General features: G+C 41.3%; 12 protein-coding genes. 6 read left to right on the top strand and 6 right to left on the bottom strand.

Going from position 1 to position 16,451, the window contains the following annotated elements; translation table 11 throughout:
* The first annotated feature begins 250 nt into the window (after positions 1–250).
* The 5 genes from Q8907_03965 (at position 251) to leuB (ending at position 6,779) form a co-directional block, all read left to right on the top strand.
* Positions 251–1,750 carry a 2-isopropylmalate synthase gene (locus Q8907_03965; protein MDP4273416.1) on the top strand — a complete coding sequence of 500 codons (1,500 nt, stop codon included), beginning with the start codon at positions 251–253 and terminating at the stop codon, positions 1,748–1,750.
* Positions 1,751–1,762: 12 nt separating this feature from the next.
* On the top strand, positions 1,763–3,163 hold the full coding sequence (gene leuC, locus Q8907_03960) for a 3-isopropylmalate dehydratase large subunit (protein MDP4273415.1): 1,401 nt from the start codon (positions 1,763–1,765) through the stop codon (positions 3,161–3,163).
* A gap of 59 nt (positions 3,164–3,222) precedes the next feature.
* The gene (gene leuD / locus Q8907_03955) at positions 3,223–3,813 is read left to right on the top strand and encodes a 3-isopropylmalate dehydratase small subunit (GenBank protein MDP4273414.1); all 591 of its coding nucleotides are present in this window, start codon (positions 3,223–3,225) and stop codon (positions 3,811–3,813) included.
* A gap of 151 nt (positions 3,814–3,964) precedes the next feature.
* Positions 3,965–5,476 carry an alpha-isopropylmalate synthase regulatory domain-containing protein gene (locus Q8907_03950; GenBank protein ID MDP4273413.1) on the top strand — a complete coding sequence of 504 codons (1,512 nt, stop codon included), beginning with the start codon at positions 3,965–3,967 and terminating at the stop codon, positions 5,474–5,476.
* A 235-nt stretch (positions 5,477–5,711) separates the two neighbouring features.
* Positions 5,712–6,779: a 3-isopropylmalate dehydrogenase gene (leuB, locus tag Q8907_03945; GenBank protein ID MDP4273412.1), complete on the top strand. Its 1,068-nt coding sequence runs from the start codon at positions 5,712–5,714 to the stop codon at positions 6,777–6,779.
* Between the two features lie 58 nt (positions 6,780–6,837).
* On the opposite strand, the gene Q8907_03940 is transcribed toward leuB, so the two are convergent.
* The 4 genes from Q8907_03940 to Q8907_03925 all read right to left on the bottom strand — a co-directional run bounded on the left by Q8907_03940 (position 6,838) and on the right by Q8907_03925 (position 14,302).
* Positions 6,838–7,551 (bottom strand): head GIN domain-containing protein, encoded by a 714-nt coding sequence (locus Q8907_03940; protein ID MDP4273411.1) that lies wholly within the window; start codon positions 7,549–7,551, stop codon positions 6,838–6,840.
* A 275-nt stretch (positions 7,552–7,826) separates the two neighbouring features.
* Positions 7,827–10,517 carry a DNA gyrase/topoisomerase IV subunit A gene (locus Q8907_03935; protein MDP4273410.1) on the bottom strand — a complete coding sequence of 897 codons (2,691 nt, stop codon included), beginning with the start codon at positions 10,515–10,517 and terminating at the stop codon, positions 7,827–7,829.
* Complete coding sequence (locus Q8907_03930; protein MDP4273409.1) at positions 10,518–12,368, bottom strand: DNA topoisomerase IV subunit B; 1,851 nt, start codon at positions 12,366–12,368, stop codon at positions 10,518–10,520.
* A 116-nt stretch (positions 12,369–12,484) separates the two neighbouring features.
* A complete protein-coding gene (locus Q8907_03925; protein ID MDP4273408.1) occupies positions 12,485–14,302 on the bottom strand; it encodes a hypothetical protein in 1,818 nt (605 codons plus the stop codon).
* 242 nt (positions 14,303–14,544) lie between these two features.
* Here Q8907_03925 and Q8907_03920 point away from each other — a divergent pair, with 242 nt between their 5' ends.
* Positions 14,545–15,156, top strand: a complete 612-nt coding sequence (locus tag Q8907_03920; GenBank protein MDP4273407.1) for a hypothetical protein — start codon at positions 14,545–14,547, stop codon at positions 15,154–15,156.
* Between the two features lie 6 nt (positions 15,157–15,162).
* Here Q8907_03920 and Q8907_03915 read toward each other — a convergent pair whose 3' ends face one another.
* The gene (locus tag Q8907_03915; GenBank protein ID MDP4273406.1) at positions 15,163–15,669 is read right to left on the bottom strand and encodes a DNA-3-methyladenine glycosylase; all 507 of its coding nucleotides are present in this window, start codon (positions 15,667–15,669) and stop codon (positions 15,163–15,165) included.
* Positions 15,660–16,451: O-antigen ligase family protein (locus Q8907_03910; protein MDP4273405.1), on the bottom strand; the 792-nt coding region annotated here is incomplete at its 5' end. The genes Q8907_03910 and Q8907_03915, both read right to left, overlap by 10 nt.

Genomic DNA, 16,451 nt, shown 5'->3' with positions numbered 1-16,451 from the left:
GTGAAATTATTTTTCAATTTGTATCATTTTTTAGGCTTTTTTGTTTTGATTAAAAGATTTTATCAATACCTTTGTGCACTGAAAAAAGGAAAATCATGCGTAATAGTATTATCATTCTCATTAGCCTATTCCTATCTCTAATTATTATGGAGCATGGGCAGAGAGTGGTATAAACTATATTGATAAAATAATTTCAAGGCCATTCTCAATTGAGGATGGCCTTTTTTTTTGATTTAAAATCCGAAAAAATATGAGCCAAAAATTATTTGTTTTTGATACCACATTAAGAGATGGAGAACAGGTCCCCGGCTGCCAGTTGAACACTGTAGAAAAAATTGAAGTAGCCAAGGCCCTCGAAGAATTGGGTGTTGATGTAATCGAAGCCGGTTTTCCCATTTCGAGTCCTGGGGATTTCCAGTCGGTCATTGAAATTTCCAAAGCCGTTGAATCGCCTGTAATATGCGCTCTTACCCGCGCCGTTGAAAAAGATATTGACGTGGCAGCTCAATCACTGGAATTTGCTAAAAGAAAAAGGATACATACAGGCATTGGAACCTCTTACTATCATATCAAATATAAATTAAAATCCAACCCTGAAGAGATAATTGAACGTGCCATTGCTGCCGTGAAATATGCCAAAAGATATGTGGAGGATGTTGAATTCTATGCCGAAGATGCGGGGCGTACCGAAAACGAATATCTTGCCAGGGTAGTTGAAGCTGTGATCAAGGCAGGAGCAACAGTTGTAAATATTCCTGATACTACGGGCTATTGCCTTCCCTCGGATTATGGTGCAAAAATCAAATACCTGATGGAACATGTATCCAACGTAGACAAAGCCATTCTTTCCACACACTGCCATAATGATTTGGGCATGGCAACAGCCAATACATTAAGCGGTGTGCTCAATGGAGCCCGCCAGGTTGAAGTTACGGTAAACGGTATTGGTGAAAGAGCCGGCAATACCTCTCTTGAGGAAATCGCCATGATTTTGAAATGCCACAAGGATATTCAGATCGACACCGGAATTGTAACGGAAAAGATTCACCACATCAGCGGATTGGTATCCAATCTGATGCGTATGCCTGTCCAGGCGAATAAAGCCATCGTCGGACGCAACGCTTTTGCCCATTCTTCAGGTATTCATCAGGATGGCGTACTGAAAAGAAGAGAGAATTACGAAATCATTAATCCGAAAGATGTAGGCGTCAACGAATCAAGCTTCGTATTAACAGCCAGAAGCGGCCGGGCTGCGCTCAAGCACAGGCTGGAATTGCTGGGACACGAACTTGAACAAAAAGAGCTGGATGAGCTGTACGATAAGTTCTTAAAAGTTGCTGACAGAAAAAAAGAAGTGACCGATGAGGATTTGCTGGCCCTGGTTGGTGACAAATCATGGAACGAGCATAAGATCAAACTTGAAACACTTCAGGTGGTATGCGGCAAGACATCAGTGCCCACGGCGTATGTCAAGCTTAACATAAACGGGGAATCCGTCGCAACCACTGCAACCGGCAATGGACCGGTAGATGCCGCATTAACTGCCGTAAAAAATATTGTAAAAAAGAGAGTTGTACTTGAAGAGTTCCTGGTTCAGGCCATTACCCGGGGAAGTAACGATTTAGGAAAGGTTCATATGCAAATTCAATATAAAGGGAATACCTATATGGGTTTTGCTGCCAATACGGATATCGTTACCGCATCGGTTGAAGCTTATCTGAATGCTCTTTCTAAAATTGTAATAAACTAATCTTATACCAAGTTGGAAAAGAAAACATTATTTGACAAAATTTGGGATTCCCATGTAGTATCCCATATCAACGGTGGGCCTGATGTACTGTTTATAGACCGTCATTACATCCATGAAGTTACCAGTCCTGTGGCTTTCTCCGGCATTGAGCAACGCCAGGTACCGGTTCTGATGCCCAAACGGACATTTGCTTCACCTGACCACAACGTGCCGACAATCAATCAACATCTGCCTATTGCTGATGAACTTTCCCGCCTGCAGGTTGAAACACTCTCCCGCAATTGCGAAAATCACAAAATTAAAATGTTTGGCCTGGGAAATCCCAAACATGGGATTATCCACGTCATCGGCCCAGAACTCGGACTTACCTTACCCGGTATGACTATCGTCTGTGGAGACAGCCATACCTCAACCCACGGCGCTTTTGGCAGTGTGGCCTTTGGAATAGGTACCAGCGAAGTTGAAATGGTTTTGGCCAGCCAATGTATTATGCAGATGAAACCGAAGAAAATGCGTATTACCGTGGATGGAAAAACCGCAAAAGGAGTTGGTGCCAAAGACATCATCCTGTATATCATTTCAAAAATTTCGACCAGTGGAGGCACAGGCCATTTCATAGAATTTGCCGGCGAAGCCATTAAAAACCTTTCGATGGAAGGCCGTATGACCATCTGCAACATGAGCATAGAAATGGGTGCCCGAGGCGGTATGATTGCCCCCGACCATGTCACTTACGAATATCTTAAGCGAAAAGAATATGCCCCTAAGGCCAGAGAATGGGGAAAAAAGATGGAACAGTGGGCGAATTTGTTTACCGACGAAGGTGCAGCATTTGACAAGGAGTATCATTTCGATGCTGCCGATATCCAGCCCATGATCACCTATGGAACCAATCCGGGAATGGGCATACCCATTACAGGGACAATCCCGACAGGTGAAGGCATGGATGAAGTAACCCTTCAGTCTTTCCAAAAAGCACTGGAATATGTTGACCTGAAACCGGGCAGTTCCCTTGAAGGCAAGCAGGTAAACTGGGTATTTGTTGGCAGCTGTACCAACGGCCGTATCGAAGACCTCAGGCAATTTGCCAGTTTTGTAAAAGGCAAGAAGAAAGCAAGCAACATACATGCCCTCATCGTTCCCGGTTCAAAAAAAGTGGAAAAGCAAGCCAGGGAGGAAGGTATTGAAGACATATTAAAAGAAGCAGGTTTCGAACTCAGGCAACCGGGATGTTCTGCCTGCCTGGCCATGAATGAGGATAAGGTTCCCGAAGGGGAATATTGCGTTTCCACCTCTAACCGTAATTTTGAAGGCCGTCAGGGGCCCAAATCAAGGACATTCCTGGCCAGCCCGTTAACAGCTGCAGCAGTTGCCATTACGGGAAAAATCACAGATCCCAGGAAACTGATGTAATATCCGGCAGCCACGCATTTTCAGGCTATTTTTATTATTCATCAAAATTACAACAAATTATGCCATACGATAAATTTAAAATATTAGAAACACCCTGTGTACCCATAAATATAGAAAATATTGACACAGACCAGATTATCCCCGCCCGCTTTTTAAAAGCTACAGAACGTAAAGGTTTCGGTGATAACCTGTTCAGGGATTGGCGTTATAACAAGGCCAATAAAAAAGTGGACAGTTTTGTTCTGAATCAGCCCGGATATTCAGGAAAAATCCTGGTTGGAGGGAAAAACTTTGGCAGCGGGTCAAGCCGTGAACATGCTGCCTGGGCAATTTACGATTATGGATTCAGGGCAGTGGTCTCAAGTTTTTTTGCAGATATTTTCAAAAATAACGCACTGAACAACGGCTTATTGCCGGTACAGGTTTCCGAATCCTTTCTGGCCGATATTTTCACACAGGTAGAAAAGGATAAAAATTCAAAAATAAAAATTGATCTTCCTGAGCAAACAATTACGATTGTTGATTCGGGTAGAAGCGAGCAATTCGAAATCAACAAACACAAAAAAAATTGCCTACTTAACGGATACGATGATATTGATTACCTGTTAAGCATTAAAGATCAAATTAAAACTTTTGAAGCCTCCAGATAAAATTAATATACTTCCGGATATGCCCTATTCCGGGATCATCCGGAAGTAACCATTTTATTTACTACTTCAAAAACCCGCCCAACTCTTTAATAGAATTAGGTAGTTATTCATTCCCATATAATCTGATTTTCAACAAATTAATTTTTCAAGCATGAAAATTGAAATAATGGACACAACCCTGCGAGACGGGGAACAGACATCGGGCATAGCGTTTACCGAACTGGAAAAGCTCCATATTGCAAAACTGTTAATTGAAGAACTAAATATTGACCGAATCGAAATCGCTTCAGCCAGAGTGTCGGAAGGAGAATTTAACGGAGTGAAAAGGATTACTGACTGGGCCAACAAAAACAAATGCCTTGACCGTATTGAAGTATTGGGGTTTGTAGACGGAGATATTTCAATCAACTGGCTAAAGCAAACCGGGGCAAAAGTAATGAACCTTCTGAGCAAAGGCTCTCTCAAGCATCTTTCCGGGCAATTGCACAAAACCCCCGAAGAACATATAAAAAACATTAAAGAATCGGTTGACCTGGCCAACCAGGAAGGCATAAAAGTAAATATCTACCTGGAGGACTGGTCGAACGGGATGCGCAATTCCATCAACTATGTTTACTATATGCTCGATTCGCTCAAGGATTCAAACATAGAACATTTCATGCTCCCGGACACATTGGGTATCTTAAATCCTGATGAGACATACAAATACTGTAAGCTGATGGTTGATAAATATCCCGGTATCCGTTTCGATTTCCATGCACATAATGATTATGACATGGCCGCTGCTAATGTTTATGCAGCTATCAAGGCTGGAATCCCGGGGATTCATACAACCATTAACGGATTGGGGGAAAGAGCCGGGAACGCCCCGCTCTCAAGCGTCATTCCGATTATCCGGGATCACTGTAAAATGGACCTCTCTGTCAATGAGAAAAAAATCTATATCGTCAGTAAAATGATAGAGACATTTTCAGGAATCCGGATTCCTGCCAACAAGCCTATTGTCGGAGAAAATGTATTTACCCAGACCAGCGGGGTCCATGCTGACGGAGATACTAAAAACAAGCTCTATTATAATGACCTGCTGCCCGAACGTTTTGGAAGAGAAAGGAAATATGCCATGGGCAAGACTGCCGGCAAATCGAACATTCTGAAAAACCTCGACGAAATAGGTATCAAGCTAGATGCAGAAGCACTCCGGAAAGTTACCAGACGGGTCGTGGAACTGGGCGACCGCAAGGAAAATGTTACGGCCGAAGATCTGCCCTATATCATTTCCGATGTACTGAAAAGCGAAATCGAAAAGGACAAAATCAAAATCCGCAACTATTCCCTTTCCCTGGCTGAAGGGCTAAAGCCTGTGGCCACGGTCAGTCTTGAAATAGACAAGAAATTGTATCAGGAAACTTCCCCAGGCGACGGTCAATACGATGCCTTTATGAAAGCTATTAAAAAGATTTATCAGGACCTGCATAAAAAGATCCCCAAACTGATGGATTATGTCGTTTCTATCCCTCCCGGAGGCAGGACAGATGCTTTGGTTGAGACCGTCATTACCTGGCGTAACGGAAAAAGTTTTAAAACCAGAGGTCTTGATCCCGATCAGACCGTAGCCGCAATTAAAGCAACAATCAAAATGCTTAATATGATTGAAAACGAATAAATTTCTTATCTTTAATATGATTAATTGATTAAGAAATTAAAAAACTAAAATACAGATTTAACATATTTCAGGACAAATATGAAAACCGACAAAATCGCAAAACGAAAGTTGCATGATGTCTTGAAAAATTAATTATTTACTTATGAAACGAACATGTTTGCGAATAAACGCAAAACACAAATAAAAATAGCAAACATGGAGTTCCATACGACATCTTAAAATCAATTATTTACGTATGAAAATGAATATTGCAGTTTTGCCCGGAGACGGCATAGGTCCGGAAATCATGGACCAGACATTAAAAGTTGTAAAAGCGGTTTGCCTCAAATTTAATCATACCGTCAATTTTGAATATGGTTTAGCCGGTGCCATTGCCATTGATAAAACAGGAGATCCTTTCCCTGAAGAAACCTTTAAACTATGTATGAAATCCGATGCCGTACTGTTTGGAGCTGTCGGAGATCCCAAATATGATAATGACCCCAAAGCCAAAGTAAGGCCGGAGCAAGGTCTGCTGGCTATGCGCAAACAGCTTGGACTTTTTGCGAACATTCGCCCGGTAACCACTTTCAAATCATTGATCGAAAAATCCCCACTTAAAACACCTTTAATTGAGGGTGTTGATTTTATTGTCGTGCGCGAGCTAACCGGAGGCCTTTATTTCGGACAGCCCCGCGGCCGCAGCGAAGACGGTCAAACCGCTTATGACACCTGTATTTATTCAAAAGCTGAAATTGAAAGAGTTACCCGGCTGGCTTTCGAATATGCACAAAAAAGGAACAAGAAACTTACTGCTGTTGACAAAGCCAATGTACTTGCTTCTTCAAGGCTTTGGCGTGAAACCGTTCAGGAATTAAGCAAGGATTACCCTGAGGTAACTGTCGATTTTCTTTTTGTCGACAATGCCTCCATGCAGCTCATCCAAAACCCTAAACGTTTTGATGTAATTGTTACCGAAAATATGTTTGGCGATATTCTGACCGATGAAGCCAGCGTGATTACCGGATCACTGGGTTTGCTGCCTTCGGCTTCCATCGGCTTGCATACCTCGTTGTTCGAGCCTATTCATGGCTCCTATCCGCAAGCCACAGGCAAAAACATCGCAAATCCTATTGGCACCATTTTATCGGCTGCCATGATGTTCGAATATGCTTTTAATCTGAAAGAAGAGGCATCTCTCATCCGCGAAGCCGTTGACAAATCGCTTGAGGCAAAAGTCGCAACCGAAGATATTGCAGAAGGGAAAGCTTATTCGACAAGCGAAGTTGGCGATTGGATTACTAATTATATTGACACTAAATAAAGATCTTCCATTTTACGTACGGAGAAGGCTGCCTGTTTATTTTGGCAGCCTTCTTTAATTATTCGGCAATCACATCAGAACCTCCGGATTTTTCTACATTTTTTAACTGGGGGTTACCGCTGTAATAAACATCAGAACCGCCACTGGCACTGGCATTCAACTGTTTGGTTATATGCAGATGCACATCCGAACCTCCGGAAACATCAACTTTTGCAGTTTCTACCATTAACTCTTTAGCATGTATATCGCTTCCACCGGAAGCAGAACAATCAAAAAATTTTGTTGCACCTTTCAGATAGATATCCGATCCACCCGTGGCATTGCCATTAAATTTTTCAGTCTGAATGCTAAGCTTGGCATCACTTCCTCCGCTGGCTTCAACCGATAATTCCGGAACGGACAGCATATTGTTGGTAAAGACGTCAGAACCTCCTGAACAACTGATTTTAGAAAGAGTTTTGACAGTAATATTTACTCTCGCCTTGCTCATCTTAAAAAGGATGCCGCGGGCAAGATAAACATTCAATATCCCGTCATTTACTTCAGTTTTAATCATAGGCTGAAGGTTTTCGTCAACCCGGACTTCCACTTTTTCAGAATCTCCCTGAGTGATATATAAGTCAACACCCCCGCTAATACTTATCCCTTTGTAAGAAGGAACTGTCCTTTTAGTTATTGTTGTATGGCCATTCCCCGTAACTGTTGAAATGTCGGCACAGGAACAAGATAAAATCGCCATTGCAAAAAAGATTAAAAATATTTGTGTCTTCATAGTCAAATAATTTTTTAATTTTTAATTAGAATTTTAGTTTAAACAGCTATTAATCTATGGTTTAAAATCGCAGCAATTTATTATAAGACGTACAGCCCGCAAATAAGTTACAGGAAAATATAATAGAGACTAAACCTTTTTAGATTTTAACAGTCTAAAAACAAAATGATGGGTTTAATAAATAATTTAGGTTAGAAATTAGTTGAAAAAAGGGTGTATCCGAGAGGATCACCCTTTTTTATTTTCATTACGCCGACTTGGCAAGATTTTGTTCACTATATTTCCAGCGACATTTGTGAGGCATTTCCGTCATCCTTGGAAAAATCAGGCGGTTCGCCCAAGTCTTCGCCCTCATCATTGTTATCTTCCGGTTCTTCAGGCTCCGGTTCCTCTTTTTCCAAAGGTTCAACTTCTTCGATCTTTTTCACATCAAAAGTAGTCAGCCTTTTCCCTTTGGCCTTAAATCCCTTGATAGTTATAAAAGCATCAGCGTCAACCAGTTCGGGATCGCGTTTGGCATGTTTACCTTTGAAGATTATTTTGAAACAGGGGTACTTTTCTTCACTTATACGAATCAGGTTGGAATTAGGATTATCATCAATAAAACTGGTCAACTCATTAGTGGGTTCAAGATTAAACCGTTTCAGATAATAATATTTCTGGGTAGCATCAAAATAAATGGCTGTGTAAACCTTTCCCGGATCAAATTTTTCAATTTTGAGCAAATCTTCTTCAAAATGATTTTCCAGATCATAAGTATACAAGCGGTAACTGCCCGAGGCGGTTAGAATTAATATTTTATCCTCCTTATTAAATTCTCCCAATAAATCTCCCCGCCCGTCGATATTAAGACGCTTCACGTCAGAATCAAACCAGATCTGCTGGCCAGCAACTTCTGTTTTCCCTTTTTCGAGCAAAACAATTTTATGGATAGAGTAACGGCTGAGAATATTACCCATCGAATTCCGTCCTTTCACGGCCAGAGTTCCAAAATCGAATTCAAATATTAAATTTTTCAGACGGGGACGCGGCTTCAGGTAAACCTTTATGACTTCTTTTTCGCCATTTGGACTAATACTAAAATACAATATTTCAGAACCTTTAGTCCCTTTGGTTATGTTATATTCTTTATCCCGCGTCAGTCCTGTAACAGCGGTACGTTTCACCATGATGTTCCCGTTGTACCCATCCCGGTAAATCACATTATAAATGGTCCGATTATCATTCTTATTATAAACTGCAATATGAAGAATGTTTTTCCCAAGGAATGATTTTTCTGCAACCTTGGACATCAAATAAGTCCCATCCTTTTTAAAGGCAATAATATCATCAATATCCGAGCAATCGCAAACGTACTCGTCTTTTTTCAGGCCTGTACCGGCAAATCCCTCATCCCTGTTGACATAAAGTTTTTCATTAGCCTCAACAACCTGAGTAGCCACAATGGTTTCAAAGCTACGGATCTCGGTTTTTCTTTCCTTGCCTGCACCGTATTTTTTCTTTATTCCTTTGAAATAATCAATGGCATAGTCAATAATATGATCAAGGTTATATCTCACCACTTCCATCTCGGATTCAAGCCCCTTGATATATTCATCGGCCTTTTTCGCATCGAACTTGGAAATCCGTTTAATCTTGATCTCTGTAAGTTTGACTATATCTTCCGTCACCACTTTACGGCGGAGAAGTTTTTTAAAGGGTTCAAGCCCGCTGTCGATGGTAGAGATTACGGATTCCCAGGTTTCGCAATTTTCAATATCATTATAAATATGATTTTCGATAAATATTTTTTCCAGGGATGACATGTGCCAATCGTCTTCCAGTTCAGTCATCCTTATCTGCAATTCGCTGGTAAGCAACTCGACGGTACGGTCGGTCGAATACCTAAGAATTTCGCTAACACCGATAAAGCAAGGTCTGCTTTCCTTAATCACACAACAATTGGGTGATATCGGGCTTTCGCAATCAGTAAAAGCATAAAGGGCATCAATGGTCTTGTCGGGCGAAACCCCTGCTGCCAAATGAATAAGGATTTCAACATTTTGAGCAGTATTATCGTCAATTTTCTTGATTTTGATCTTACCCTTCTCACTGGCTTTGGCAATTGAATCTATAAGACTTCCGGTGGTAGTGCCATAAGGAATTTCAGTAATAACCAGGGTTTTCTTATCAAATTGCTTGATGCGCGCCCTGACTTTAACTACTCCTCCCCTGATCCCGTCATTATATTTTGATACATCAATCATACCGCCAGTAGGAAAATCCGGAAAAATCTGGAATTCTTTTCCTTTCAGATAATCAATGGAAGCATCAATCAGCTCATTAAAATTATGGGGAAGAATTTTAGAAGCCAGGCCTACAGCAATACCTTCAACGCCCAGATTCAGCAGAAGAGGGAATTTAACAGGCAGGGTAACCGGCTCCTTGTTCCGTCCATCGTAAGAAAGCTGCCATTGCGTGGTTTTGGGATTAAAAACCACCTCCAGCGCAAATTTGGAAAGGCGGGCTTCAATGTACCGGGGAGCTGCAGCCGAATCACCGGTCAGAATATTGCCCCAGTTACCCTGGGCATCGACAAGCAATTCTTTCTGTCCAAGCTGAACCAGGGCATCGCCAATGGAAGCATCGCCGTGAGGATGGAACTGCATGGTATGGCCGACAATATTGGCCACCTTATTGTAGCGCCCGTCATCCATACGTTTCATAGAATGGAGGATACGCCTCTGCACAGGCTTCAAACCATCCTCTATATGAGGAACAGCCCTTTCCAGAATCACGTAGGAAGCATATTCCAAAAACCAGTCCTGATACATGCCAGAAAGCAGGGAGATTTTCTTCAGGTCATCCGGACCATGTTCTCCGCCACCTTCTGCCAAAACACCTTCTGTTACTTCACTTTCCGGAGTATTTTCAGGTTTCTCAGCAGCATTTTCAGTATTCTCTATGTTGTTATTTTCGTCGTTCATCTATTTTGAGCTTTCTTCTTCAACCAAATCTTCTTCGATTTTCAAATTATCAATAATAAACCCCTGCCGTTCCGGAGTATTTTTCCCCATATAAAATTCGAGCATGGAATGTACTCCGTCAGTCTTTTTCAGACGCACGGGATCAAGCCGGATATCGGCTCCAATAAAATACTGGAATTCATCCGGGGAGATCTCCCCCAATCCTTTAAAACGGGTTATTTCCACATTGGCACCCAGCTTCTTTATCGCCGATTCCTTTTCCTCCTGGGAATAGGTATAAATAGTCTCCTTCTTATTCCTAACCCTGAACAAGGGCGTTTGCAAAATATACAAGTGCCCGTTTTTAATCAGGTCAGGGAAAAACTGGAGGAAAAAAGTAATCATCAACAGCCGGATGTGCATACCGTCCACATCGGCATCGGTAGCAACCACCACATTGTTGTAACGCAGGTTATCCATCCCGTCTTCAATATTGAGGGCAGCCTGCAGGAGGTTGAATTCCTCATTTTCATAAACCACCTTTTTGGTGAGCCCGAAAGTATTGAGTGGCTTGCCCCTGAGGCTGAACACGGCCTGTGTATTCACATCCCTTGATTTGGTGATACTTCCGCTGGCCGAATCACCCTCGGTAATAAATATAGTGGACTCAAGCCGCCGTTCATCATTCGAATCATAATGAATACGGCAATCGCGTAATTTACGGTTGTGTAAACTGACTTTCTTCGCCCTTTCGCGGGCTAACTTTTGTATTCCGGAAATAGCTTTCCTTTCTTTTTCAGAATCCTGAATCTTATGAAGCAGGATATCCGCGGTTTCCGAATTTTTGTGCAAATAATTATCCAGGTTTTCCTTGATGAAATCGTTGATAAATTTGCTGACCGAAATCCCGTCGGGAGACATGTCCTTGCTCCCCAGTTTGGTTTTTGTCTGGGATTCAAAAACAGGTTCTTCAACCTTTATGCTCACAGCAGCCACGATTGAAGCCCGGATATCGGCTGCATCAAAATCCTTTTTATAAAATTCACGGATAGTCTTTACAAAGGCTTCGCGGAAGGCTGTCAGGTGCGTCCCGCCCTGAACCGTATGCTGGCCGTTGACAAAGGAATAATATTCTTCCCCATATTGTTCTCCATGTGTAATGGCCACTTCAATATCTTCGCCCTTCAGATAGATGATGGGATATAAGCCGGGAGAGCTCATGTTTTCGTTAAGCAGGTCGAGCAATCCATTCTTGGAATAATAAACCGAACCATTAAAATTAATGGTCAGGCCAGAATTCAGAAAGACATAGTTGCGGATCAGATTTTCCACATATTCCGAGATAAAACGGTAATTTCCAAAGAGCAGTTCATCAGGCATAAATGTGATCAGCGTGCCATTAGGATTACCGTTACATTTTTCGAGCGACTCGTTCAGCAGTTTTCCGCCTGTGAAATCAACAGACATAACCTGTCCCTCGCGGAATGACTGGATTTTAAAACTGGACGACAAAGCATTGACAGCCTTGATACCCACGCCATTCAACCCAACCGATTTTTTAAAAACCTTAGAATCATATTTAGCCCCGGTATTCATCCTGGAAGCCACATCTTTCACTTTTCCCAAAGGCACACCACGGCCATAATCCCTGACGGTCACTTTGTGGTCGGAGATATTGATGTCAATCTTCCTGCCAAATCCCATCATGTATTCATCAATGGAATTGTCGATTACTTCCTTAATTAATATATAGATACCATCATCCTGGGAAGAGCCGTCACCCAGCTTGCCGATATACATTCCGGGGCGGCGGCGGATATGTTCATTCCATTCCAGGGTTTGAATAGTATCTTCTGAATATACAGCAGTCATACTTTTCTATTAGTTTTGACAAAGATAAAAAAAGAAAAAAAAGCAGTGGAAAAGAATTTTGAACAACCTTGCTGTTCAAAAATAAATAAAATTGTTAATAATTTTAAATTAAAATTTTACGACAAGGACGAAACCAGCCCCATTTGCTGCATGAGCAACATGGCATTCATCTTGCGGGTGATGCCCTCCTTTAATAGATAATCGAAATAAATTTTGGCACCATTAATTTCTATTTCAAAACATCTGTTTTGAATGAATTGTGGATATTTTTTTTGCAGGTCAGTAAGCGACAAATCATGGGTTGCGATGATCCCCACACCCTTTAACCGGATGAGTTTTTCCAATATGGCTTTTGAACCGGCCTGTTTGTCTGTTGAGTTGGTCCCTTTTAATATTTCATCAAGAATAATAAATATCTTTTCACCGTTTTCAAGTTTACCAATCAGTTCTTTGAGCCTTTTCAACTCGGCATAAAAATAAGATTCATTTTTTGTAAGGGAATCAGTGGTACGCATGCTGGTAAACAAATCGAAAGGTTCAAACAGGAATTTTTTTGCACAAACCGGGGCTCCGGTCATTGCCAGAATCAGGTTCACTCCGATGGTGCGAAGGAAAGTACTTTTCCCGGCCATGTTTGCACCGGTAATGATTGCAAACTGCCCCCGAGATTCAATCCCGAAATCATTGCAGACCCTGACTTTCTCATCAAGCAATGGATGCCCCATTTGACGGACATCTAAAACCGGGAGCCCTGTACTAATCTGAGGGAAAACATAATCAGGATGATTGTACCTAAAATTTGCCAAAGAGGAAAGGGCATCAAACGCTGCAATTTCATCGAACCATCTTTCGGCGAGCAATCTGTTCCGGCCTCGCCAGCTTTCAAGTTCCAGAACACATTGGATATCCCATAATAAAAATCCGTTCAGTAAAAATCCTGCAATCATATTGTTCCGGTGCTCAAAAGCATGCAGGATTTTTTCGAGTTTTTCCAATTCCTTCAGCGAGAATCCCGAGCCATCGTTCAACTTTGACTGCAAATCGTGTAAACGGGGATCAGCAAATTTCCCTTTGATGCTCATCTCTGCCAGATAACGATATTTACTGATTGACTGCTCTTTTGTGCCCAATTGCAAATAAGAAGAAATAATATATTGGTTTTCCCTTCCTGCAATAAAAAGCTGAAACAGGAATGCCAATAACAAGGCATACCACGAGAGCAGTGAACATGCTGCCAGAACAATTACCGCAAAGGTAATTGCAGGTATAATAAAACGGGACCAACGATAAAACCTGCTTTCCAAAAACACTGAAGGCTGCGATAACCACTGTATAAACTCTTCCTTATCTGAAGTTTTTTCATCCAGGCAATTACCGATGGCTTCAAAATTTTGCCGCCAGTCAATATGTTCAGACAAATCAGCTACAGCCTTTTGCCTGGATATAATTTCATTTTTATCCTTTGATGGATGGGTAAGCCATTGGGCCAGCAATTTATTCCCTTCACAGGTACAGGTGCGGTCCAGATATTGAAAAATAGAGCCTGCCCCAAATAAATCAAGGTCATAGGAATAAGAATGCCCGTGATCAATATACTCATCTCCGGGATAGAAGGAGGAAAAATCTCCCTGCATGGCTTTGATTTCATTCTCATTGATACGGCATAGTCCGGCAGTCCTGTCTTTCAATATTTCCAGGACGGAATATTTTCTAAGCAACAAGGCAAAAGCTATAATTCCCGCAAACAACGAAATATAGGAAAGGATGCGCAGGTTGGCAAAAAAGACATAAAATAAAATAAGGGCAAAGAGGAAAACAAAAAATCTAAAAAAAGATAACCAGTTAAGTTTCCTTTTCAATGATTTTTCCTTATCAGCATAAAAATCTTTTTTTTGATTATATATGTCCAGTGGTGAGTTTTCTGAAAGAATCATAACGTATAAAAATAATTGCACAAATTAAACTCATTCTGCCGGATAATAAAACCTTCATTTGAAAAGTTTTTACACGATTAAAAACAATCCGAATTTAATTCTTGCAGCAATATTTTTTTTTTTGAAAATTCCGTTTAATATTTGCTTTGAGTATGTTTCCTGAAATTTCAGTGCATAATTTCGACCATTTCAGAAGTGATACAGCTCATTTACATCAGATTACAGAAGAAATATATAGAATCATGAAAAAGTTGTTGTTAATGGGAACGATGTTGTGTTCCTGTTTTTTTGTTTTTGGTCAGAAACCGGGGCCGGCAAAAGCTGCTAAAGATACAATTTACAGGCTCGGAGGCAAATACATTTTAGGAGAAGTCATCAATATTTCACCAACTGAAATCACATACTATGATCTTTTTAAACAAACCCAAAACATAGAAAGGAAACAGATTGAAAAAATCATATACAGGGACGGCAAAATCGAAAGATACAACGAACCTCTTGTTAAAATGATCGGAGAAAACCAATGGGAATCGGTATTGACCACAGAGAATCCTAATGACATACAGGGATTGTACAACAGAGGGAACCTAATTGCAAATTCCGCTCCAAGTACAAGAAGCAAAAAAGCGGCTAAGGAAAGTGCCATTATCCGTTTGAAGAAGAAAGCCGTCAATGTCGGAGCTTCTATTGTATTAATCACCCACCAGGAGGCCATTGGCGGATATGGAGAAATACCGGCTTACGAAATCGAAGGTGTTGCCTATGGAAATGAGCCCTTGCCTGAAAAAAAGAATAATCCCGCAGAAGAAACTCCTGCTAACAGCATAAAAGATTCTCAAAAAGGGTCCAAATAAAAGTTACTATATTTTTATAAATCTCCAGGGAACGTTTTTCCAGTAATCACCGGCATAGTCAATGCCTACCCGTTTATCTGTCCTGAATTTGGAAGTGGTTCCGTCATCTTCCACCCAAATTCTTTTAGAGGTAGCCAGGTCCTCAGCGTAGAAACTTTTATCAATTTGAAGCTGGCGGGTAAGTTTTCCCGGCCCGTTTATTCCTTCAACTCCCCTGAGCAATACAGCCTGAGGTTGGTCCTTCTGACCGGTCACGAAATTGATCATCCAGTACATCCCGTAAACCAGGTAAACATAAATTAATCCGCCCTGGCCGTACATCACCTTATTGCGCTCGGTACGGCCTCTACATGCATGGCAGGCCAAATCGTTTTCCCCGTCGTAAGCTTCGGTTTCGCTGATGATATATTTTTCAAGGTGTCCGTCATCATAAAGCCTTACCAACTGTTTACCTATTAATAATGGTGCGACCACCAAGACATCCTGCTCAAAAAATGAAGTACCTAAACGCATGCCAATGTTTTTTTATCCCGCCCAAAGATAAAAAAAGAGTAAAAGAAAGCGAAGAAAACCATGCCTGCTTCGGTTTCCAAAGTATCCTCGTTCAACATGGAGGCAAAGGCCACGAACAAAAAGATGAAGGTCAGAAAATCAAAAGATTTTTTTTCCAATATGACGGGAGCAATAAATGCAAACATAATCCAGCAAAAACCGAATATCCCGAAACTCAGAAAAAATGTAACAAATTGATTATGTGCCCTCAGCCTCCAACGTGCAGTCAGCGGAGAGTCTAATTTCTTATACATGGTATGAAACGCTGCTTTCACATCACCTGTTCCGGTACCAAACCAAAAATTTTCACCTATAATATGGAAAGCTGCAGAAAGATAAAGAATCCTTTGTGTTACAGAATGCCCGCTGGGGTTACCCCCCTTTCGAAAAACATCAATCTGCCAAATAGTTTCATAGATTTTTGGATACAGCCCGATTTTATTCTGAAAAATATAGTTAGACATTCCCCATTCAATATTTCGCACGTCCTGCTCACTTAGGGCATTAACCCCCTTAGCATCTTTGTCCAATCCCCTGGAGGTAAGGTAACGAATCAACGTGTACTTAATGTCCTGCCCTTTCCTGTCCTTACCGTCATAAACCAACCTGCTGCGCTGATTCCATGATTCCCTCAGCTCTTTTTCACAATAATTCAGCCATACATAATGCCCGTTTTCTACAATTTTATTATTCAAATCATGGGAATAAGGATTTCCTTGTCCGGTATAACTCTTAACAGAAGC

It is taken from the genome of Bacteroidota bacterium (genome assembly GCA_030706565.1).
Taxonomy (GTDB): domain Bacteria; phylum Bacteroidota; class Bacteroidia; order Bacteroidales; family JAUZOH01; genus JAUZOH01.
This window is presented reverse-complemented; position numbering and strand designations above follow the sequence as displayed.